Raw genomic sequence first — 20,485 nt, forward strand, 5'->3', positions numbered from 1 at the left:
CGCACGAAACCTTCCGATTGGAGATGCATCAGCACAATGGAACGCAGTCGCTGGAGTCACAGGTTGCTGTCTGGCGGAACGGAGCCCGATCCGCGCTTTACCCTGGCCAACGAACGGACCTTTCTCGCCTGGATACGAACATCGCTGGCGGTACTGGCCGGCGGCGTTGCGGTCGAGGCCTTCGCCAGCGAAATCTTCCCGCTGGAAATACGCAAGGTTCTGTCGATTTCGCTGTTGCTACTGGCGATGTTCATCAGCTCGACCGCCTGTTTCCGCTGGCTGACCATCGAGCGAGCGATGCGCCACCAAGGGCCGTTGCCGTTTCCACTGCTGATTCCGATCCTGTCCATCGGTGGCACGCTGGTGACGTTGGTACTGATCGCCTTCGTCGCATTACGCAACTGATCGAACGCCGATGCATATTTCCTTTCGACGCCGCCTGAAGCCCAAACCGCCACCGCTACCGTTGCATGAAGACCCGGGGCTGCAACCCGAACGTACATCACTTGCCTGGGGCCGGACGCTGCTGACAATGATCACCGTGAGCGCACTGTTTCTGCGCTGGATGCCATACCACGGCGCCTTCGTCGCAGTATTGGTCGCGCTATCCTTGACAACGGCGTTGGGCATCTGGACGACCCAGCAGCGGCGCTACACGCGTAGCGCCAGCGGGGTGAAAAGCGGGCGAATCCAAGCTGATGCACTGTCGGTTCTGTGGCTTGGCGCGTCGGTCTTCGTGCTTGGCGTGCTGGGGCTCTACACCGTTATTTCCCTGCCAATCAGCAGCTAGGCAGAACTTATATAGAGAGGCTTTGATGAGCACCGCCAATCAACAATTCGCCAGTGACAACTATTCCGGAATTTGCCCGGAAGCCTGGGAAGCAATGGCCCGCGCCAACCAGGGCCATGATCGGGCCTACGGTGACGATCAATGGACGTCGCGCGCAGCCGACCACTTCCGTCAACTGTTCGAAACCGACTGCGAAGTGTTCTTTGCCTTCAACGGTACGGCGGCCAATTCGCTGGCCTTGTCATCGCTATGCCAGAGCTACCACAGCGTGATCTGCGGCGATATCGCACACATTGAAACCGACGAATGCGGCGCACCGGAATTCTTCTCGAACGGCTCCAAACTGCTGGTGGCGCGGACCGAACAGGGCAAGCTGACGCCAGCGGCCATCCGCGAAGTCGCGCTGAAACGCAAGGACATTCATTACCCCAAACCACGCGTCGTCAGCCTGACGCAAGCCACCGAAATCGGCACCGTCTACCAGCCGGACGAACTTCGAGCAATCAGCGACACCTGCAAAGAACTGGGGCTGCACTTGCATATGGACGGCGCACGCTTTGCAAATGCTTGTGCGTTTCTCGGATTGTCACCGGCTGAGCTGAGCTGGAAAACGGGCGTCGATGTGCTCTGTTTTGGCGGCACGAAAAACGGCATGGCAGTCGGCGAGGCGATCCTGTTCTTCAATCGCGACCTCGCCGAGGATTTCGAGTACCGCTGCAAGCAGGCGGGTCAGCTCGCATCGAAGATGCGTTTTCTATCCGCGCCGTGGGTGGGCTTGCTGGAAAGTAACGCGTGGATGAAATACGCCAAACATGCCAACAGCTGCGCGCAGTTGCTTGCCCGGCTGATCAGCAACGTACCCGGTGTGGAACTGATGTTTCCGGTGCAAGCCAATGGCGTGTTTGTCAGCATTCCGCCTTTGGCGCTGGAAGCACTGCGAAGCCGGGGTTGGATGTTCTACACCTTCATCGGCGTTGGCGGCGCGCGATTCATGTGTTCGTGGGACACCAGCGAAGAACGCGTTCGGCAACTGGCGAAAGACATACGCGAGGTCGTGGAGGCGAACCAATAGGCGCGGCGCGGTGCATCACTACGCTGTTCGGAAACGCACACGGCCGGTCGATGAGTGCCGTTACGCTCCAGTCGACAGGCGCTGATGGATTCGTAAACCGCTTTGCGCAAATGATGCCGTAGACCCACAGCTTCACCGCCTGAACGTTGATGCCCGACAGGCGCGTCGCCTCCATGTTGCTCCCGACCGAGTAGATGCGTCGGCCGAACACGATCTGGCTGGTGACGTAACTGAACACACCCAGCAGCACGAGCAGGAGCATCACCGGAACCGGAATGCCGTCATAGCTGTTGAGCGTCTGGATGAATCTGGCCAATACGGCACCAATCAGCGCCACGCGCAACAGGTCACGAACCAGCGAGTGTGGTACCAGGCCATGGAGCCCGCGATTGCGGCGCTGCATCCAGGTCAGGAACAGCGTCAGGACGAATACGTTGCTCCCTAAAAGTCTTGACGACTACGTCAGCGATACCAATCTGGTGCGACTGGTTGATGTCTTCGTTGATGAACTTGATCTGGTTTCGTTGGGGTTTGAAAGCGCAACTCTAGCGGGCACAGCAATATGATTGCGCTTCGCATAATGCATATTATGTTAAATAGAGTTTATGAGAATTGAGTAACCCAAGACCTACGTCCCCATCAGGCACATCCGGTCACGTCTGATGAGCTGACCTGGCGCGCAGGTGCTTAATTGGTTGCGGTCGCAGCCACTGAGCCTTATCAAAAAACAGCGGCAGACGGCGAGCTATCGATTTTGCGTTGCAGTAGCGGCCCGGAACACTTCGTCGAGCTCGCTACCGGTAGGTGAACTTGGAAACGCATCGAACCGGCCATGCTTCAGCGCTTGGGCCGCGTTGTAAAAGCCGCTCCATGCGGCGCGAGCCAACGCTCCTCCTACACTGACTCGTCTGACGCCCATGGCTGACAGTTCTTTAACCGACAGGTCACTGTTCCAGCCAATCAGTACATTGATGGGCTTAGGCGCCACTGCCAAGACGACCGCAGCGATCTCGTCACGCGTCCTGATTCCGGGTGCATAAAGGCAGTCGGCACCGGCTTCGGCGTAAGCCTGCAACCGCTTGATGGTGTCCGGCAAATCGGGACGTCCAAGAAAAAAGTTTTCCGCACGAGCGACCAGGAGTGTCTTGGTGCCGCTTGTATCAATGGCATCCCGCGCAGCACAGATACGTTCGACCGCGTCCTGGATATCGCGGATCGGCTCTAGCGGATCACCGGTCGAATCCTCGATGGAAAAGCCTGCAACCCCGGTCGCCACCGCAAGCTGTGCGCTTTCGAACACCTCCTGGGGTAATTGGCCGAACCCGTTTTCAAAATCCGCATTGATAGGCAGATCAGTGGCTTCGACGATGCTCCGCATATAGTCAAGCACAGCGTCGCGCTGCATAGAGCCGTCGGGCTTGGCACAAGACCAGGCATGGCCGGAGCTGGTCGTTGCTAGTGCCTCGAACCCCATGCCGGCGAGCAGTTGCGCGCTGCCTGCATCCCAAGGATTAGGAAGCACAAAGCACCCGGACTCATGCAGCTTCCAGAACGAGTCGCGCTTTTGTTCGATAGTCTGGATGGTCATAGATATACCTTCGGTTGCAGTGCAGCCAAGCTATTGATTCCGATACCACTGAGCGTTTGGTACGGACCACCGAGGCTTGGCCGGGCTTCTACTGTACAGCCACGCAATGTCGCCTCGAAACGGAATTCTTCGGCCATCGTAGGCATCGTCTGTGAAAACTCTACTGCACGATCGTCAGCTCATCCCGCGACACGGCGCAACCCGCGAGGAAATCGCCGAAGCGCTCGGCGGCGCCATCGCAATTGATGCCGGTGCGGCGCTAACCTATAGCGCATGAATGATGGAAGCAGTCTCGACATTCGAACAGGAGCCGTAACCAGATGCCAGTAAACGCCCAGGTCGCACGTCTCTCGACCGCCCAAGCACTGTCCGGCGCCAATTCGACAGTCGTGTATGCGACCGGCGCCATCATTGGGCACCACCTCGCCCCGAATCCTTCGCTGGCGACCCTGCCGATCTCCGTATTTGTTGTTGGCATGGCGCTTTCGACATTACCAGTCGGCGCCCTCACCCATCGCTATGGCCGCCGCGCGGCGTTTCTGGCGGGCAACGCATCCGGTGTCGTCATGGGCTTGCTGGCCGCGTTGGCGCTGGTGATGCAGTCGTTCCCGCTGTTTTGCGTGGCCATGCTGTTTGGCGGCGCCTACGCCGCGGTGGTGCTGACTTTCCGCTTCGCCGCGGCCGAGTGTGTCAGGGCGGAAGATAAGCCCAGGGCGCTGTCAGCCGTTCTGTTGGGCGGCGTCATCGCCGGCGTGCTCGGCCCGCAACTGGTGAACGCGACCATGGATGCCTGGCCGCCGTATGCCTATTCGATGACCTATGTCGCCGCTGCCGCCACTGCGGTACTGGCGGCCGTCGTGCTGGCAGGCATGCGCATCCCGAAACCAGCCCGGAAACCCGGCGCCAAGGCAGTACCCATCCGCTCGGCTTTGCTACAGCCCACCTTCATCGTAGCGATGATCTGCGGCGTGGTCAGCTACATGATGATGAATTTCATGATGACGTCGGCGCCCCTGGCAATGGAGCTGCACGGGCATTCCAGGACGCATTCGAACTACGGTATCGAGATGCACGTGGTGGCGATGTACCTGCCGAGCTTTTTCACCGGTCGGCTGATCACCCGTTTCGGTACCAGTCGCGTGATCACCATCGGCTTGGTGATGATTGCAGCGGCCGCGATTGTGGGGATGCTGGGCATGAGCGTGTCGCATTTCTGGATTGCGCTGGTACTGCTCGGCGCCGGCTGGAACCTGAGCTTTCTCGGCGCCTCCGCAATGGTGCTCACCTGTCATAACCCTGAACAAGGCCCGCGGGTGCAGTCGGTGAACGACTTCGTCGTGTTTGGCTCAATGGTTATCGGCTCGTTCGCCTCAGGCGCCCTGCTTGACAGCTTCGGCTGGACGCTGGTGTGCGGCATGATTCTAGCGCCGGTGGTGCTGGCGATATGCAGCCTGCTTTGGTTGCGGTACCTGTACAAGCCGGCCGCGCAACCATTGGCCGTCGACTGTTAGCGTCAGGCTCGCGCTACCGTGCCCCGCGCCCACAACAGCGTAAAGAGGCCAACGCACCGGTCCTCAACGTCGCAATACAAACCGCTCTTCGCTCAACGACCGAAAGGTGCGGTTGCCCACCAGTAGCTAATAACGGACGGACGCCGTTTGTGATCCAACCGAGCTTGAGCTCAAGCTGGTTTTGCAGCTGCTGGCAGCTTTACGGGCCGGTGATCCCTGAAAGCAAACAAAAACGTCAGCAAAACGCCTAGCGCAAACACGGCTGGGAATAACCAGATGCTTTGCCAGTCATGCGTATCCACCGTGGCGAAGTGATCGGTAACTTTGCCAGCTACCCAGAAACCGATAAGCATGCCCACGCCATATGTCGCCAAGGTTATAAGCCCTTGCGCTGAGCCCTTGAACGTTTCGCCGGCCTTGGCATCGGTGTAGATCTGACCGGACACGAAGAAAAAGTCGTAGCAGATCCCGTGTAGCGCAATGCCGGTGATCAGCATGAACATCAGGTCTCCGTTGTTCCCGTATGCGAACAAGGCGTAGCGCAGCGACCATGCCAGCATGCCCAGCAGCAGTGTTTTCTTAATCCCGAAGCGCTGGATAAACAACGGCAACAGCAACATGAACAGCACTTCGGATATCTGTCCCAAGGTCATTTTGCCGGTCGGATTGTCGACGCCTATCTCAGCAAGGAACGGATTCGCGTTCTGGTAATAGAACGCCAACGGAATGCAGATCAACACCGAGGCCAGAAAGAAGATTGCAAAGCTGCGGTCTTTTAGCAGCCTGAGTGCGTCCAGGCCGAATATTTCCTTGAGACCTCCCCGCTCCCGTCGCGCCAGGGGTGGCGTGCCAGGCAGGCTGAAGCTATACAGCCCAAGCATCGCGGAGGCGATGGCGCACATAAGGAAAGTATTGCGTAGCGCACCGTTGGCTATGGCTTGTTGCGAGTCCCAGCCGAACAGGAAACTGATGACCAACCCCGCAATGATCCAACCCACCGTGCCCCAGACGCGGATCTTGGAGAACTCCAGTGCCGGGTCGCGCATCTGCCGAAAAGCCACCGCATTTACCAGCGCCAGTGTTGGCATGTAGGCAATCATGTAGCTCAGTACATAGGGGTAGAAGGTTGCGAAATTGTCGGCGCGATAAAGCTGAAACAGCAGGACGGCACCGACCAGATGGAGGATCGCCAGCAAACGTTCAGCGTTGAAATAACGGTCCGCGATCAAGCCAATCACGAACGGTGCCAGGATGGCGCCCCAGGACTGGGTTGAGAATGCTATGCCGATCTGGCCACCACTGGCGCCCAGGTCGTTTGCCAGAAAGGTGCCAAGCGTGACGAACCATCCGCCCCATATGAAAAACTGCAGAAACATCATCAGACTCAGCCGTACATTGAGTGTGCTCATGGTCTTGTCCTTGTTCTCGTGCACGTTTGGTAGGTAATCCTTACTGGAGGCCCAGCAGCCGGCGGTTTCTCGAACTGCTGCTTGCGGTACCGGCGAAATCGTCAAATGCTCGTGTAGCGCGGTTGATCAGATGCTGGCGAATAAAGCAGGCACCCTCCTCAGCCCCCTGCCCCGCGTCCTTGAGGCAGCACTCCCACTCGAGTACCGCCCAGCCGTAGTAGCCGTACTGCGTCAACTTGCTGAATATCCGTTTGAAATCGACCTGGCCGTCACCCAGCGAGCGAAACCGGCCAGGGCGTTCGACCCAGCTCTGATAGCCGCCGTACACACCCGCGCGACTGTCCGGGTGATACTCCGCGTCCTTGACGTGAAACATGCCGATGCGCTCGTGATAGCGGTCGATAAAGCCGATGTAGTCCATCTGCTGGAGCAGCAGATGGCTCGGGTCGTAGAGAATCTTTGCGCGTGGATGCTGATCGACCGCATCGAGAAAGCGTTCGAACGAGGCGCCATCGTGCAGATCCTCGCCCGGGTGAATCTCGAAGCACAGGTCCACTCCGGCTTCGTCGAAGGCATTCAAGATGGGTTGCCAGCGCCTCGCCAGCTCTTTGAAACCTTCATCGACGAGCCCCGCTGGCCGCTGCGGCCAAGGGTAGAAATACGGCCACAGAAGCGCGCCGGAAAACGTCGCGTGAGCCGTAAGGCCGAGGCGCTGGCTGGCCTTCGCTGCGAGATGCAGCTGGTCGACAGCCCAGTCGGTGCGCGCTTGCGGTTTGCCGCGTAGCTCGACGGGCGCGAAATCATCGAACAGACCATCAAACGCCGGATGCACTGCGACAAGCTGGCCCTGCAGATGGGTCGATAGCTCGCTGATCGCGATTCCGTGCTCTTCACAGGTTCCCTTGAATTCGTCGCAGTAGGTCTGGCTTTCGGCAGCCCGCCTTAGATCCAGACACTGCGTGCCGAGCGTCGGCAGCTGCACCCCGCAATAACCGAGCGAGGCAGCCCAACGCACCAGATTCGGAAGCGTGTCGAATGGCGCCTCCGGGCCGACGAATTGCGCCAGGAAAATTGCCGGGCCACGGATGCCCTTGCGCGTCTTGAGGTCTTCCATATTCGATCCCTACCGTTGGGTGGCCACAAGTGGCGTCCACTTGCTTTCGCTGCGATGGCTTGCCAGTACTGTTTCGATAAAGGCCATGCCTCGCAGGCCTGCCTCGATACCGGGCAGATCCGGTGCAACGCCGGAGCGGACGCCGGCGGCGAAGTCGCTGTAGAGATTGGCCATGGCTTCGAGATAGCCCTCAGGATGTCCGGCGGGCAGGCGCAGCCGTCGTAGAGCGTCTTTGCACAGCCAAGGCTGGTCGATACCAGCGCGAAACACCTGCTGCGCTGAACCCAACGGGCGGTAACGCAGGCTGTTTGGCTCTTCCTGGCGCCATTCCAGTCCTCCGAGTTCGCCGTACAGGCGTAGCCTCAAGGCGTTTTCCTCGCCCGCACAAACCTGGCTTGCCATTAGCACTCCGCTCGCACCGTCCCCGGTGTGGAATAGCACGGCACCGTCGTCATCAAGCTGACGTCCGTCGACATGGATGCCCAGATCGGCGCACAGCCGCTCGATCCGCTGCCCGCTAACGAACTCGGCAAGATTGAAGGCATGTACACCAATATCGCCGAAGCATCCGCTCGGCCCAGCCTGCTCCGGCGCACCACGCCATCCCGCCTGCTTATTGCCCTGCCCGGCCTGGTCATCGCTCAGCCATCCCTGGGGGTACTCGACGAAAATCTTGCGTACGCGACCGAGCTTGCCGGTCTGAACCATGTGCCGTGCCTGCCAGACCATCGGATAGCCGAGATAGGTATGTGCCAGTCCAAACAGCCGATCGCCTTCGAATAGGGTTTGAGCGAGGCGTTGCACCTCGTTCAGCGATAGCGCTGCAGGCTTTTCACAGAACACATGAAAGCCCGCCTTTAACGCAGCTTCCGCAATCGGCGCATGCAGATGATTGGGCGTCACGATGGCTAGCGCCTCCATGCGGTTCCTTTCGGGGCATATCTGCTCGCCAGCCAGTAGTGCCTCCCATGAGTCGTAACAACGCGCGGGGTCGAGATGCAGCGCAGCTCCGGTTCGTCTGTTGTTTTCGGGGTCGCGGCTGAAGGCGCCACAAACCAGCTCCATGTGGCCGTCCAAGCGCATGGCCTGCCGGTGCACCTGACCGATAAAAGCGCCCTCTCCGCCGCCTACCATCCCAACCCGGACCCTCAATTTGTCGGCTGATGCCATACCCGTCCCCATTCGTTATTTATTATCCGAGAGTAATGTAACCGGTTACATTGCTAGTGAAACTAGCAGCAAAGATCAACCTGTCAAGTCGAAGAGTTGTGCTTCTAATCTGCTGGGTTAATTGCCATCGGGACTGCCCATATCTGCCCTTTGGCAACACTGGATTAGTCGAGGGCTTCCCAAGTTATGCCTGGGATTGCCGCTGACCATGGCTGGGTTGCTGCGTTACGCTAGCGCCTGCTGCGCGGTCGTTAACCGCCAATGCCTAACTTGAGAGGTGATATGCCGAACATTCGCAAGGTGGCTGAATTAGCGGGTGTCTCCGTCGCGACCGTATCGCGCACATTGAAGTCGCCGGAACGGGTTTCGCCGCTGACGCGAGAGCGGGTACACGCAGCGGTCGAGCAGGCGGGTTACCGCCCCAACCTCATGGCCGTTCAATTTCGCTCACGCAAGACGCGAAACCTGGTGGTGTTGGTCCCCGTTATTGCCAACGTGTTCTTTGCCCGCGTCATCAGCGGCATCCAGGAAGCGGCGCAAGCCTTCGATTACCGCGTTCTGCTTTGCAACACCCTGGGCCGTGACGTGGTTGAGAGGACCTATGCCGAATTGGTTCACGCCCATCAGGCTGATGGGGTCATCCAGCTGCGCGCGTTCAACCCGTTCTCCACGGATTGTTTGCATGGCGATACCCCACCGATGGTCAACGCCTGTGAGGTGCTCGACGCACCACCCTGCCCAACCGTTCGCCTGGACAATCGCGCCGCCGCACGAACGATGACCGAGCACCTGCTTGCACTAGGCCACCGCCGCATAGGGCTGATCAAGGGACCACAAGGCAGCCCGTTGACCCGAGAGCGTATTGCTGGTTACGAGGACGCGCTTAACGCTGCTGGCATCGCGCCAGACCCAGCGCTGCTTTGTCGCGGTAATTTCACCCTGCAGGCGGGCTTCGACGCAGCCGGGCAGCTGCTTGATAGCCCAGTCCGCCCAACTGCAATCTTTTGTGAAAACGACGAGATGGCGATCGGTGCCATCCAAAGAATCCATCAGGCCGGTTTGCGCGTGCCACAGGACATTTCGGTCGCAGGCTTCGACGATATTCCGTTCGCGGCGTTCTGCAACCCGCCGCTGACCACTATCGCGCAACCCGCCGAAGCGTTTGGGCGGCACGCCGTGGAGATGCTGGTCGCCCAGTTCGAGCATCGCCCGCTCGATACACCGCATATGATTCTTCCGTATAACCTGATCGTCCGGGGTAGCACATCGGTAGCGCCACGCTGAGGTTGGCTGAAAAAGCCGCGCCCCTAAGAGGCGGGCTTCGCATAGCGAAACGAATCCGATCGATCAGATTGAGATCAACGACAGCATCTTTCTGGTCGGGCCAGGACGCCAACGAGTTAACAGTTTTACGTTTGCTCGCCTGCCAATCGATGACAGTCGCACAAGCCCCACGCATCATGTTCGCTCGCTGTCGTGCCGCAGGAACAAGGAACTGGCCCTCGCATGCAACCTACTCTCTCTGGCTCCCTGCTGGATTACGCCGGGCTCACCTCCCCCGGGCGAACACGTGACCACAACGAAGACGCTCTGCTCTGCTCGCCAACGCTGGGGCTCTGGGCCATCGCTGACGGCATGGGCGGCCATGAATGTGGCGAAGTTGCAAGCACACTGGCTCTCGCAGCCCTGGAGCAAGCGATAGAGGATGGCGAATCGCTTGACGCCGCTGTTCATCTGGCAAATCAAGCCGTGCTCGAGGCGGCCATCGATGATGGTATGGGCACGACCCTCGTTGCTGCCCAGTTCGATGGGGTCGATTTCAAACTTGCCTGGGTGGGTGACAGTCGCGCCTATCTCGTTACCGCCAACGGCATCGTACAGCTCAGCCGTGACCATAGCTGGGTGCAGATGATGATAGATGCTGGCGAGCTGCAGCCATCCGACGCTCGAGAGCATGCCTGGCGCAACATCATCATGCGTTGCCTCGGGCGCGAAGAACCGCTCGAAATCGGCACCTGCACGGGAAGACTGGGCGGGGATGAATTGCTTCTGCTCTGCAGCGATGGGCTTACCAGCGAGCTGACTGACGCCCAGATCCACGCCGGTTGCACCTTCGCCGATACGCTCGAAAATCTCGTTGAGTATCTGATCGAGCAGGCGAACAGCCACGGTGGGCGCGACAATATCTCCTGCATCGTGGTCGGCCGAACTGCGGCTATTCCCCCGACCGAGTCCCGCACGCGGCGGCTCATCAATATGCTGCTAAACCCTCTGAAGTCATAAGTAGGCCCACGTTCCATGACGCAACGGATGCTAGAGGTTCCCGGTTATCGCCTGCACAAGCGACTCGGAAAAGGCGGAATGGCAGAGGTCTATCTGGCTACGCAGCTATCGCTGGACCGTGAGGTAGCGGTCAAGGTGCTGTTACGGACCGAGGACGCAGCCTTCACCGAACGCTTCATTCAGGAAGGCCACATCGTCGCCTCACTCCGCCACCCAGCAATCATCACGATCTACGACATTGGCCAGGTCGCCGATGGTCGCCACTACCTGGCCATGGAATACATTGGTGGCGGCGACCTGGCTCAGCATCGCGGCCTTGTTTTCTCCCCTTCGCGTGCGCTGGATATCGTTAGGCAATTGGCTGGAGGGCTGGCAGTCGTCCATGACGGAGGCCTGGTTCATCGAGACGTCAAACCCGCGAACATACTGTTTCGGGACGATGGGAGCGTCGTGCTCACTGATTTCGGCGTGGCAAAAGCGGTAGAGCTGGATAACGAACTCACCCACTTTGGTATCGCCGTCGGCAGCCCCGCGTACAGCAGTCCGGAGCAGGCTCAATGCCAGACACTGGATGCGCGGAGCGACATCTATAGCCTCGGTGTGATTCTTGCCGAGATGCTGACTGGTACCAACCCGTTCCGCGCGAGCAGCTACCCCCAGACCGTGCTCAACCACGTACAGATGCCAGCGCCGCAGCTACCGCCGGCGCTAGCGTCCTATCAGATGCTCCTTGATCGCATGCTGGCCAAGCAACCGAGCGCACGGTTCGGCAGTTGCCGCGAACTGCTGGAAGCTATCGACACGCTCACCGAGCCGGACATGGATCAGACGCGCATCGCGCCGGCTGTCGTCATTGCTCAACAACCGAGACGACGGACTCGCCGTCGTGGGCTGAAACGTTGGGGCGCACTAGGTGCGGTAATGCTGGCGACAGTTGCACTGGGCTTTGGTGGCTATCAGTGGTTCCAATACAGCCGCATCAATGACTTTCTTACACGTGCTGAAATACGCCTGGCCAATGGGCAGCTGGTTACGCCAGCGCTGGACAATGCCGATTACTACTACCGTCGCGCATTGCGCCTGGATGCGAACAACCCGAAGGCGCTCGACGGACTCAAGCGCGTACTCAACGCCCGCATCGCCGAAGCCCTGGTAATTGCCGAGCAGCGTTTGGCGGACGATCAGCTACTCGAGCCAGCCGACGACAGTGCGGTGCACTATTTTCGTCAGGTGCTTGGATGGCTACCGGGGAATGAAGCGGCTCGTTCCGGGCTTGAGCGCGTAAGCCAGCGCTATGCAGCACTCGCCGAAACGGCGTATGGCCGGCGCGAATATGCAATGGCGCTCGAATACATCCATCAAGGCCTCGAGGCGACGCCCGAGCAGGCGACCCTTGTTGCCTTGCGCGACGGGCATTTGCAGCGAGTCGCCAAGGCACGTGCCCCCCGTGTTGCGAAACGTACGACGGCTGGCACACCCCGAACCACTTCCAGTACCGCCGCGCCGGCCCAGGCACCCGCGAACCCGGTAAAGCGACTCTGGAACCGGATTTTCAACTGATTGGATCGCTCGCCGGTACGGATCGAGCCAACTCCATTCCGCTCAAGGTATTGCATACATGCTCAGGATCCACTTCGTTGACAACCGCCAGAGTCCTGTCTGGCTTGCCGATGAGACATTCACGCTTGGCTCGGACGGCAGCAATGATCTGGTATTAAACGACGTCGGGGTTGCACCCTTTCACGCTGAGTTGCGTCACGACAATCGTTTCTATTACCTGACGGACCTCGGTGCCCCGGGCGGCACTTTCGTCAACGAAGAGAAGATTGGTGAGCGCTATCAGGTTCGCTCCGGAGACCGTGTTCGCCTTGGCAGGCTGGAGCTGGAAATCGTCGATCCGGCCAAGGTCGGCGCCAAGGTAGCGACAGCGCCACGCTGGTTGCTGCAGGTCGTAAAAGGCGAAAACCAGGGGCACAAATATCACGTCACCGGCTCGATGACCTTCGGCCGGTCAGTGAAGTGCGAGCTCTGCTTCAGTGACGCTGAGCTGTCCCGCCGGCACGCCGAGTTCTACCTCAAGGGCAACGTACTCGAAGTCAAGGATCTGGCCTCGGCCAATGGCTTGCTGGTCAATCGCGAGAAGGTCACCACTGCTGTGTTGCAGCCTGGCGATCAGGTCCAGCTGGGAAGCACGACCTTGCTGGTCATTGGCCCGAAGGTCAGCGCTCCGGAGGTCGCCGACGAAGATGCCACCGTCTTCATTCGCGCCGCCGACCTGCCTACCCCTGTGGTTCCTGAAGCGAAGCCTGCCCGCTCCCGCCCTGCTACACCGAACCCGCTTCGCACGGCTGCAGCGGCGGCACCAACCGAAGCGCCAGCCGAACATTCCGTTTCGCGTTGGCGACTTGGTTTACTGATCGGAGCACTTGCATTGGCGGTCGGCGCCGGACTCGCCGCGCAACGGATGTTGTAACGACTGACGATAGATAACCGGGGTTTCAGGGCGCACGGCGCAGATGCTAGGTTCCACGCTTGCGATGATTGAAGCGCCGCGATGCATTCAACTGCGAAGCTTCAAACTCGACTTGTCGCCGCCGCACTGCTGGCGACGCTCAGCTGCGATGTCGTAGCTGGCGGCGGCATCGAGAATATAGACAAGACTGTCGAGGCCTCTGCGAAAGCAGCTTCGCCCCAGGCACCGCAGCAGTTGTCTGGATCAACAAGACCGGCTCAACCAATGGCTTCGGCGCGTATGTGGCTTTCGTCCCGGCGAAGCAGATCGGCATCGTCATTCTGGCCAACCGGTACAACCCGAACGAAGAACGGGTGAAGTTCGCGTACCAGATCCTGCAACAACTGGACTGACCCTGGCGGCCTAAGACTGCCCACCGAGCCGCCAGCGATGAAGCCTGGCCGCCCAGGTCTGCGGACGTTTGGCGGTATGGGCACGGCGCCAAGCCTCGGCAACAGCGAGGCTGGTCTCGGCCAAGGTCGGATTGATGTGTACGGTACGGCGCAGTTTGTTCAGGCCGAGTTTGTGCTTCATCGCCAACACGAACACCGCGAGCGTTTCACTCGCGCCATCCCCGACAAGCGTGACACCAATGATGCGGTCGCGTCCGCGCTCGGTGAGCACCTTGAGAAAGCCACTGTTACCAGCGCTCATCTGTGCCGCCTCAAGCGAATCCAGATCGAGCATGGTCACCTCGTATTCCACTTCAGCCAACTTTGCCTGGGCTTCGGTCAGGCCCACGCTGGCAATCTCGGGTGAGGTAAAGGCCACACGCGGGACCACTCGATCACTGACCATGAAGCGGCGGAACCCGGAAAAAAGACCATTGGCGGCGGCGTACCACGCATGGTGTCTAGCGCTTTGAAAAGAGCTGTCCGGACCTGTCACCGCACCCACGGCGTAGATGTTCGGATAGCGCGTGGCAAGATACTCGTCCACTTCCAGGCCGCCGTCATCGCGAGTGTTCAGCTTCAGCTGCTCCAGCCCGAGATCATCCAGATGGGCCTGACGCCCCAGCACCAGCAACACCTGATCGAATGCCAGGGAATGGTTTTGCTCATCAATCGAAAAAACCAGGCGACGCTCGTCTCCGGCCACTTCAAAACGCTGTGGTGAAACCTGTAACAGAACCTGAACCCCATCGGCACAAAGGGCGTCGGCAACAGCCTGGCGCGCCTCTGGTTCGGCGTCAGCCAACAACATGTCGCCCTCGACGGCCAGCGTTACCCGAGAGCCGAGGCGCTGAAACGCTTGGGCCAGTTCACAAGCATCGGCTTCGCCACCCATCACCAACAGCCGCTCAGGTCGTTGCTGCAAATCCCAGACGTTTTCGCAGGTCAGCGGCTCAACTTTTTCAAGTCCGGGTATGGACGGGATGATGGGCTGGCTGCCTGTGGCGATGACGATGGCGCGGGCGCAAAGGGTGCGGTCGCCTACCTGAACCGACCAGGGCGAAATCAGTTGAGCTCTACCCCGGATTAGCTCGACACCACTGGCCTTGCCGGACTCAGCCGTGACCTGTTCCAGTGCCTCGTTCAGCGTACGGCGCACCTGCTGCATGACCTCAGCAAAGTCGACCTCGGTATGCAGGCGAATGCCCAGCGCACCGCCCTGGCGCAGCGCGTGATTCATGTTGGCTGCGCGCATCAGTGCCCTCGCCGGAACGCTACCACTGTGCAGCGCCGCGCCACCGAGCCGCTCGCTTTCGACCAACGCCACCCTGGCCTTCATCGAAGCCGCGATTCGCGCAGCCGTCAGGCCACCGCTGCCGCCACCGATAACCAACAGGTTGTGTTCAAAGCTTTTCGGCTTTTGCCAGCCGCGGTAAACCTTGCGCGCTTTGTAGAGCGTCAACAGCTTGTTCGCGGCCAGCGGAAATATGGCAAGCAGCGCCAGCGTTCCGATCAAACTCGGCGAGAGGATGTCGGAAATTTCCCGAATACGCGCCAGCTGGCGTCCGGCGCCCACGTAGATCGCGTGGCCCGGCAGCATGCCTGCCTGGGTCGTCCACCAGAACGTCCACATGCTTACGCGCGTCAGGCCGAGCGCAGGATTCAACAAGACGAAGGGAACCAGCGGGATCAACCGCAGCGAGAAAAGGTAAAAGGCGCCGTCCCGTTCGAGCCCCCGATTGATACTGGTGATCTGTTTGGCGAATCGCCTCTGAATCCAGTCGCGCAGCAGAAACCGGCTGATGAGCATCGCGATCAACGCACCGATATTGCTGGCAATGGACACCATCAAGGTTCCGCCAACCAAGCCGAACAAGGCGCCTGCCAACAGTGTCAGCACCACTGTTCCAGGGAATGACATGACGGTCAGTGCGACGTAAGCGGCAAAGAACACAGAGCCGGCCCACCAGGGATGCGCCTGGACCTGATCGCGCAGCGCCCCGCTCTTCGCCTGGATCATTTCCAGCGTCAGGTATTGCTCCAGATCGAACCAGAAAAAACAGATTGTCGCGACCACGAAAAACAGCACGATCAGCCAGCGGGTGAGCTTCATGAATGCCGGTACTCCGCGGCGCCGCGCAAGCAGTCGCTTATGACAGATGGACACGCAAGCCAAGCCGAAGGCACAGATGGCCTCGGCGGGCAGTCGAAAGAAAAACGGCAAATCATCAGGAAAACTCTAGTTCGGGCTTTTGGTTGGAGCTGACCGAACCAAGGATGTTCCAAGCGAGCCGACGATCAGCTTGAGCGAGTCATTTCATGCCCAGCTGCTCGCGCATCTCATCGGTGATTTGCTGATCCGTCTCGTTGATTCCTTCCCAGGGATCGTCATCGCCCTGCTCTTCCAATCGCGGAATGAGGTTGCGGATGGTCCAGATGTTGGCGCCCTTGAGATCGGCAAGCTCATCCCGGTGGATGGGCACCGAAACAGCCAGCCCCTCGCGTGCTCGCACCGAATAGGCCGCTACGGTGCTTGCCCCCTGACTGTTGCGCAGGTAGTCGATAAAGATGCGGCCGACTCGATTCTTCGGTCCGCTGACTGCAGAAAAGTGCTGCGGCATCAATCTCGCCATGTACTGCGCAATGGCCTGGCTGAAGCGTTTGACGTCAGCCCAGGTGTGTATCGGTTTTAGCGGCACCATGATGTGCAGCCCCTTGCCGCCGCTGGTTTTCAGATAGGACTGCAGACCGATCTCGTCTAGCAGGGTTTGAGTCAGCTGAGTGGCTTCGACCATGCGCTTCCAGGGCAGCGCGGGGTCCGGGTCGAGATCGAGCACGAAGCGATCTGGGTGGTCGAGCACCGGCGCCACGGCATTCCAGGTGTGCAATTCGATCGTGCCCATCTGCGCCGCGCTGATGAGCGCTTCGGCAGTGTCGATGGTCATCAATGCCGCGTGTTTGGGAAACAGCGCGGTGTCCAGTTGAGTGATATGCGGAATGCTGAGCTTTTCAGTGTGCTTCTGAAAAAACAGCTCGCCGTCGATGCCTTCCGGCGCGCGGACCAGGGCAAGCGGCCGCTGTGTCAGGTGCGGCAACGCCCAGGGCGCGACGTCGGCATAGAATCGGGCCAGCTCCATCTTGGTGGCGCCGATTGATTTGTCGATGATGCGCTCAGGGTTCGAGATCTTGATCTTGCCGCCCGCCGTGCTCGAAGCAGCATTGCCTTTTTTTGGCTTCGCCGGGCTGGATATCTTGGCCGCTTTCGCTGGGCGTTCGTGAGTGATGGTGTTGGCCGGCTTGTCCGAACGCAGGCCATGAAAAACCGAATGGCGCACCACGCCCTGGCGGGTTATCTCCGCATAGGCGACCTCGCACATCAGCTCAGGCTTGAGCCAGTGCGCACCACGCACGTCGGCGGCTGGCGGTGGCTTTGCCAGTGGGCTCTGGTCGACTTCCAGCGGCTTGAGCTTGGCGTGCAGGCTTTCGAGCGTGGCCTGGTTGAAGCCCGTCCCCACCTTGCCGGCGTACTGCAGCTGACCTTGATCGTCGTGTAGCCCCAGCAGCAGCGCGCCGAAGCCACTGCGGGCGCCCTTCGGGTCGGTGTAGCCGACGATGACGAATTCCTGCCGGTTCTTGCATTTGATTTTGACCCAGCTGTTGCTGCGTCGGGAGACGTAGGTACTGCCTGCACGTTTACCGATCAAGCCTTCCAGCTTCATCTGGCAGGCGCTTTCGAGCATGCTTTCCGGCTGCTCCGTGAAGTCGGCGGAGAAGCGCAACAGCTCGCTTTCGTCCGCATCCAATACCTGATGCAGGGCTGCCCGGCGCTCCTCCAGTGGAACCTCGCGCAGGTCCATGCCATTCAGGTACGGCATGTCGAACAGGTAGTAGACGATGTTGCCGCTGCGACCCGCTTCGAAAGCGTTCTGCAGGGCCTGGAAATCTGGCGTGCCGTCGTCATCCGGCACCACCACCTCGCCGTCCAGCCAGGCTGATTCCAGACCCAGCCCGGCGAGCGCTTCGGCCTGCTGCGGCATTTTCTGCGTCCAGTCATGACCGTTACGCGTAAACAGCTGCACCTTGCCCGATTCGATGCGCGCCATGATGCGGTAACCATCGAACTTGATTTCGTAACGCCAATCACCGTCAGGGACCGAATCGACCAGCGTCGCGAGTTGCGGCTTGAAGCTTTCCGGTAACGGCGCCTGCTTGGCGCCGGTCAGTGTCGTGTTCGGTTCGTCCTTGCGGCTGCGCCTGCGCGCAGGGGTTTTGACGGCTTTGGTTGGAGCCGCGGGCTTGGCTTTACCACGCTTGCGGGGGATCAGCGTCCGGTCGCTCAGCACACTGTCTGGCAGCGCTTCGACGATGTCGTACTCGCTCTCCGGTCTGGCAGCGTCATCGTTGGATTTGATCAGAAACCATTGTTCTTTCCCGCCATCCATGCGCGTGCGAACCAGATTCCAGGTGCCGCTCAGCTTCTCACCTTCGAGGCTGAATTTGAGTTTGCCCTTGCGATAACCCTCTTGCGGATCCCCTTCGGGAATCCACACACCGCGATCCCAGACAATCACATCTCCCGCGCCGTAGTGCCCTTTCGGGATGCTGCCCTCGAACGTCGCGTATTCGAGGGGATGATCTTCCACGTGCACGGCCAAACGGCGGGATTTCGGATCGAGGGACGGGCCTTTCGGAACAGCCCAGCTTTTCAGCGTCCCATCGAGTTCCAGGCGGAAGTCATAGTGTAGCCGCGTCGCGTCGTGCTTCTGGATGCAATATTGCAGGGCATGGGCTTTGCGGCGCTTGGTAGTGCCGCTGCCGCCACCGGGCTCGGGGGTCGCGGTGAAGTCGCGCTTTCGGTTGTATTCATCCAGCGCCATGGCAGCGACTCCGTTATCGAGTGATCCGGGCTGCGAGCCTTCTGCCAAGCGGTGGCATAACGATGTTTACAACTCCGCAGGGCCTGCTAGCGTTTGTAGATGTTGAAAAACCAAGGCCGCGCCCAACTTGGCACGTGCCAGTTCCCACATGCGGACATTGATGGGAGGAAGGATCATGGCTACACGTCTACCTCTGCTCACCATAGAAACCATCCTTCGAGATTATCTCCACCCGTTCCGCTGTGACTGCCACGCTCAGGAAGACAGCCACCTCACCGTGCGGCTCTATGAAGACACCGCTGACGGCGAAGAACTTACCGTGTTCGGCATTACCGACTACCAATGCCGCGATGCAGCCAATCTCGTCCGGCTGGCTCAGGAGCTGCGCTTCGAACTCTATGCGACGCGCAGCGGCATGCCTGTCGCTGCGGACGTCGCCAAGGTTGTCGGAGGCTAAGCAAACGGTCTCGCCTTGGCCGACAACCTGACGGCCACCCGGGTCAGCGCTTTGCTTCGGTATTCGGTTCGGCTGCTCGCGTCAGGTAAGCCTGGGTTAGCTCAGCCAGGTGGCTGCGCATCCACTCGGCCATCGCGACCTCTTCAGCCAGGATGCGCGTGCAGACGTCAGCGGTTTCGACGTCGCCCACCGCCTTGGCTGCGGCAATCAGGATCTCGTACGAAGCGATTTCGAGATTCTCGAAGACGTAGCCCATCTGTGCACCCTTGACGATCTCGTCATTGACCATCATGCCGCCCATGGCCTGCCCCATCGCCATCATCTTGCCGCCCAGATCCTTGAAGCCCGAGTAAGACTTGTCATACCGGTGCAAGCAGGATTCGATGAGCTTCGCCTGATTCTGCGTTTCGGTAATGTGCTGCTCGATCCGCGCCTTCAGCTGCGGGTAGTGTTCAATGCGGCTGGCCTGCTTGTTCAGCATGGTTTCGGCCTGCGCCTCCATGGCGTGCGCGTCGCGCAGCCATTCGATCAATCGTTCGATGCGGACATCATTTCCCGTCTGTGCGCTTTGCATGTGTTCTCTCCCACTGGTTTGGATAGCCATCAAGACGTGATTACCGCCTTGTTGTTATGTGTGAGAGACGTCAAGCCAGCAAGGTTCCACGGACCCGACTGGCTGCACTGCCATGAACTTTGCACAGGGTCGCCAGTCCCTCCTGCAATGGATTAGCCGGAGCTGCCTCATCGAATTTCTAGATCCCCTCCTCCAGTGGGAGAACTACATCACCGAGCCTGCATTGCGCACGGTACTGGTCGCCGCTTTCGTCGTGGTCTTGCTCAGCGTGTTCAGCCGGGTGCTGACGGCCGTGATGCTGCGCTTGGGCCGTGGGTTTCTGTTCACCAAAGCCGTTTCCGAGCAGCTGGAAAAACCGATCCGTGTGTTGCTCCCGTTGTTCGGGCTGCAGGCTGTGCTGGCAGCGGCCAGCGATGAACTGGCTCTGATCAGCCTTGCCCGACGCCTCACCGCGCTGGTTATGATCGCCTGCTTCACCTGGCTGGCCATGCGCCTGATACGCGGGCTGGAGCAGGCGGTGCAGCTGAGAAACCCCGTCAACGTCAGCGACAACCTGCGAGCCCGCCAGATCCAGACCCAGTCGCGGGTGCTATTGCGGACGCTGAGCTTCTTCATCCTGTTGATCGGTGCAGCCGGGATGCTCATGACCTTCCCGGGTGCGCGCCAGTTCGGCGCCAGCCTGCTCGCGTCGGCGGGGCTTGCCGGGCTGGCGGGCGGCTTTGCGGCGCGCCCGGGA

16 protein-coding genes and 5 pseudogenes are annotated in these 20,485 nt (G+C 59.8%); 13 read left to right on the forward strand and 8 right to left on the reverse strand.

The annotated features are described in order from the left end of the window. Positions 1-36 precede the first annotated feature (36 nt). From PSTU_RS0100560 to PSTU_RS0100570, 3 genes are read left to right on the forward strand one after another with little or no spacing between them, the layout of a single operon-like run. Positions 37-405, forward strand: a complete 369-nt coding sequence (locus PSTU_RS0100560; RefSeq protein ID WP_029404536.1) for a YidH family protein — start codon at positions 37-39, stop codon at positions 403-405. A 10-nt stretch (positions 406-415) separates the two neighbouring features. After that, positions 416-790, forward strand: coding sequence for a DUF202 domain-containing protein (locus PSTU_RS0100565; protein WP_019339101.1), 375 nt, complete (start codon positions 416-418; stop codon positions 788-790). Positions 791-815: 25 nt separating this feature from the next. Further along, positions 816-1,862: a threonine aldolase family protein gene (locus PSTU_RS0100570; RefSeq protein ID WP_019339102.1), complete on the forward strand. Its 1,047-nt coding sequence runs from the start codon at positions 816-818 to the stop codon at positions 1,860-1,862. Between the two features lie 109 nt (positions 1,863-1,971). Here the strand turns inward: PSTU_RS0100570 and PSTU_RS21450 are convergent. Continuing rightward, a pseudogene (locus PSTU_RS21450) lies at positions 1,972-2,307 on the reverse strand (ABC transporter permease subunit); the annotation flags it as partial. Here PSTU_RS21450 and PSTU_RS21510 point away from each other — a divergent pair. Next, positions 2,264-2,419 (forward strand): annotated as a pseudogene (locus PSTU_RS21510) (IS5/IS1182 family transposase); the annotation flags it as partial. The pseudogenes PSTU_RS21450 and PSTU_RS21510 sit on opposite strands and share 44 nt — an antisense overlap. Positions 2,420-2,607: 188 nt before the next feature. Here PSTU_RS21510 and PSTU_RS0100580 read toward each other — a convergent pair. Continuing rightward, positions 2,608-3,450, reverse strand: coding sequence for an isocitrate lyase/PEP mutase family protein (locus tag PSTU_RS0100580; RefSeq protein ID WP_019339104.1), 843 nt, complete (start codon positions 3,448-3,450; stop codon positions 2,608-2,610). Positions 3,451-3,643: 193 nt separating this feature from the next. Here PSTU_RS0100580 and PSTU_RS21125 point away from each other — a divergent pair. Together PSTU_RS21125 and PSTU_RS0100590 are read left to right on the forward strand one after the other, a co-directional pair. Further along, a pseudogene (locus PSTU_RS21125) lies at positions 3,644-3,727 on the forward strand (carboxymuconolactone decarboxylase family protein); the annotation flags it as partial. 43 nt (positions 3,728-3,770) lie between these two features. Beyond that, positions 3,771-4,961, forward strand: coding sequence for an MFS transporter (locus PSTU_RS0100590; RefSeq protein WP_019339106.1), 1,191 nt, complete (start codon positions 3,771-3,773; stop codon positions 4,959-4,961). Between the two features lie 170 nt (positions 4,962-5,131). Here the strand turns inward: PSTU_RS0100590 and PSTU_RS0100595 are convergent, their stop codons facing one another. The 3 genes from PSTU_RS0100595 to PSTU_RS0100605 are packed head-to-tail and all read right to left on the reverse strand — an operon-like array spanning position 5,132 to position 8,654. Then, positions 5,132-6,370 (reverse strand): nucleoside permease, encoded by a 1,239-nt coding sequence (locus PSTU_RS0100595; RefSeq protein ID WP_029404537.1) that lies wholly within the window; start codon positions 6,368-6,370, stop codon positions 5,132-5,134. Positions 6,371-6,410: 40 nt separating this feature from the next. Next, positions 6,411-7,484, reverse strand: coding sequence for a sugar phosphate isomerase/epimerase family protein (locus PSTU_RS0100600; RefSeq protein WP_019339108.1), 1,074 nt, complete (start codon positions 7,482-7,484; stop codon positions 6,411-6,413). Between the two features lie 9 nt (positions 7,485-7,493). Next, a complete protein-coding gene (locus tag PSTU_RS0100605; RefSeq protein ID WP_036992418.1) occupies positions 7,494-8,654 on the reverse strand; it encodes a Gfo/Idh/MocA family protein in 1,161 nt (386 codons plus the stop codon). A gap of 282 nt (positions 8,655-8,936) precedes the next feature. Here PSTU_RS0100605 and PSTU_RS0100610 point away from each other — a divergent pair, with 282 nt between their 5' ends. The 5 genes and pseudogenes from PSTU_RS0100610 to PSTU_RS21915 form a co-directional block, all read left to right on the forward strand. Then, positions 8,937-9,938, forward strand: a complete 1,002-nt coding sequence (locus PSTU_RS0100610) for a LacI family DNA-binding transcriptional regulator (protein ID WP_019339110.1) — start codon at positions 8,937-8,939, stop codon at positions 9,936-9,938. Positions 9,939-10,160: 222 nt separating this feature from the next. Then, positions 10,161-10,937 carry a PP2C family protein-serine/threonine phosphatase gene (locus PSTU_RS0100615; protein ID WP_019339111.1) on the forward strand — a complete coding sequence of 259 codons (777 nt, stop codon included), beginning with the start codon at positions 10,161-10,163 and terminating at the stop codon, positions 10,935-10,937. A gap of 15 nt (positions 10,938-10,952) precedes the next feature. After that, complete coding sequence (locus tag PSTU_RS0100620) at positions 10,953-12,497, forward strand: serine/threonine-protein kinase (protein WP_029404539.1); 1,545 nt, start codon at positions 10,953-10,955, stop codon at positions 12,495-12,497. A gap of 58 nt (positions 12,498-12,555) precedes the next feature. Beyond that, positions 12,556-13,410 carry an FHA domain-containing protein gene (locus PSTU_RS0100625; protein ID WP_019339113.1) on the forward strand — a complete coding sequence of 285 codons (855 nt, stop codon included), beginning with the start codon at positions 12,556-12,558 and terminating at the stop codon, positions 13,408-13,410. Between the two features lie 239 nt (positions 13,411-13,649). Next, positions 13,650-13,802 (forward strand): annotated as a pseudogene (locus tag PSTU_RS21915) (serine hydrolase); the annotation flags it as partial. Between the two features lie 10 nt (positions 13,803-13,812). Here PSTU_RS21915 and PSTU_RS0100635 read toward each other — a convergent pair. Beyond that, positions 13,813-15,954: an FAD-dependent oxidoreductase gene (locus tag PSTU_RS0100635; protein ID WP_019339114.1), complete on the reverse strand. Its 2,142-nt coding sequence runs from the start codon at positions 15,952-15,954 to the stop codon at positions 13,813-13,815. 199 nt (positions 15,955-16,153) lie between these two features. Continuing rightward, complete coding sequence (gene ligD, locus PSTU_RS0100640; RefSeq protein ID WP_019339115.1) at positions 16,154-18,718, reverse strand: DNA ligase D; 2,565 nt, start codon at positions 18,716-18,718, stop codon at positions 16,154-16,156. A gap of 175 nt (positions 18,719-18,893) precedes the next feature. On the opposite strand from ligD, the gene PSTU_RS0100645 reads away from it, so the two are divergent. Then, the gene (locus PSTU_RS0100645) at positions 18,894-19,175 is read left to right on the forward strand and encodes a DUF1652 domain-containing protein (RefSeq protein ID WP_019339116.1); all 282 of its coding nucleotides are present in this window, start codon (positions 18,894-18,896) and stop codon (positions 19,173-19,175) included. Positions 19,176-19,218: 43 nt separating this feature from the next. On the opposite strand, the gene PSTU_RS0100650 is transcribed toward PSTU_RS0100645, so the two are convergent. Then, positions 19,219-19,749 (reverse strand): ferritin-like domain-containing protein, encoded by a 531-nt coding sequence (locus PSTU_RS0100650; protein ID WP_019339117.1) that lies wholly within the window; start codon positions 19,747-19,749, stop codon positions 19,219-19,221. A 112-nt stretch (positions 19,750-19,861) separates the two neighbouring features. Between PSTU_RS0100650 and PSTU_RS0100655 the strand changes: the two are divergent. Continuing rightward, positions 19,862-20,485 (forward strand): annotated as a pseudogene (locus PSTU_RS0100655) (hypothetical protein); the annotation flags it as partial.

The organism is Stutzerimonas stutzeri SDM-LAC, from assembly GCF_000235745.1.
GTDB classification, from domain to species: Bacteria; Pseudomonadota; Gammaproteobacteria; order Pseudomonadales; family Pseudomonadaceae; genus Stutzerimonas; species Stutzerimonas stutzeri_H.

Bases quoted from the DNA above. Each gene is read 5' to 3' on its own strand.
- PSTU_RS0100560 (WP_029404536.1), top strand. From the start codon at position 37: ATGGAACGCAGTCGCTGGAGTCACAGGTTGCTGTCTGGCGGAACGGAG.
- PSTU_RS0100565 (WP_019339101.1), top strand. From the start codon at position 416: ATGCATATTTCCTTTCGACGCCGCCTGAAGCCCAAACCGCCACCGCTA.
- PSTU_RS0100570 (WP_019339102.1), top strand. From the start codon at position 816: ATGAGCACCGCCAATCAACAATTCGCCAGTGACAACTATTCCGGAATT.
- PSTU_RS0100580 (WP_019339104.1), bottom strand. From the start codon at position 3,450: ATGACCATCCAGACTATCGAACAAAAGCGCGACTCGTTCTGGAAGCTG.
- PSTU_RS0100590 (WP_019339106.1), top strand. From the start codon at position 3,771: ATGCCAGTAAACGCCCAGGTCGCACGTCTCTCGACCGCCCAAGCACTG.
- PSTU_RS0100595 (WP_029404537.1), bottom strand. From the start codon at position 6,370: ATGAGCACACTCAATGTACGGCTGAGTCTGATGATGTTTCTGCAGTTT.
- PSTU_RS0100600 (WP_019339108.1), bottom strand. From the start codon at position 7,484: ATGGAAGACCTCAAGACGCGCAAGGGCATCCGTGGCCCGGCAATTTTC.
- PSTU_RS0100605 (WP_036992418.1), bottom strand. From the start codon at position 8,654: ATGGCATCAGCCGACAAATTGAGGGTCCGGGTTGGGATGGTAGGCGGC.
- PSTU_RS0100610 (WP_019339110.1), top strand. From the start codon at position 8,937: ATGCCGAACATTCGCAAGGTGGCTGAATTAGCGGGTGTCTCCGTCGCG.
- PSTU_RS0100615 (WP_019339111.1), top strand. From the start codon at position 10,161: ATGCAACCTACTCTCTCTGGCTCCCTGCTGGATTACGCCGGGCTCACC.
- PSTU_RS0100620 (WP_029404539.1), top strand. From the start codon at position 10,953: ATGACGCAACGGATGCTAGAGGTTCCCGGTTATCGCCTGCACAAGCGA.
- PSTU_RS0100625 (WP_019339113.1), top strand. From the start codon at position 12,556: ATGCTCAGGATCCACTTCGTTGACAACCGCCAGAGTCCTGTCTGGCTT.
- PSTU_RS0100635 (WP_019339114.1), bottom strand. From the start codon at position 15,954: ATGAAGCTCACCCGCTGGCTGATCGTGCTGTTTTTCGTGGTCGCGACA.
- ligD (WP_019339115.1), bottom strand. From the start codon at position 18,718: ATGGCGCTGGATGAATACAACCGAAAGCGCGACTTCACCGCGACCCCC.
- PSTU_RS0100645 (WP_019339116.1), top strand. From the start codon at position 18,894: ATGGCTACACGTCTACCTCTGCTCACCATAGAAACCATCCTTCGAGAT.
- PSTU_RS0100650 (WP_019339117.1), bottom strand. From the start codon at position 19,749: ATGCAAAGCGCACAGACGGGAAATGATGTCCGCATCGAACGATTGATC.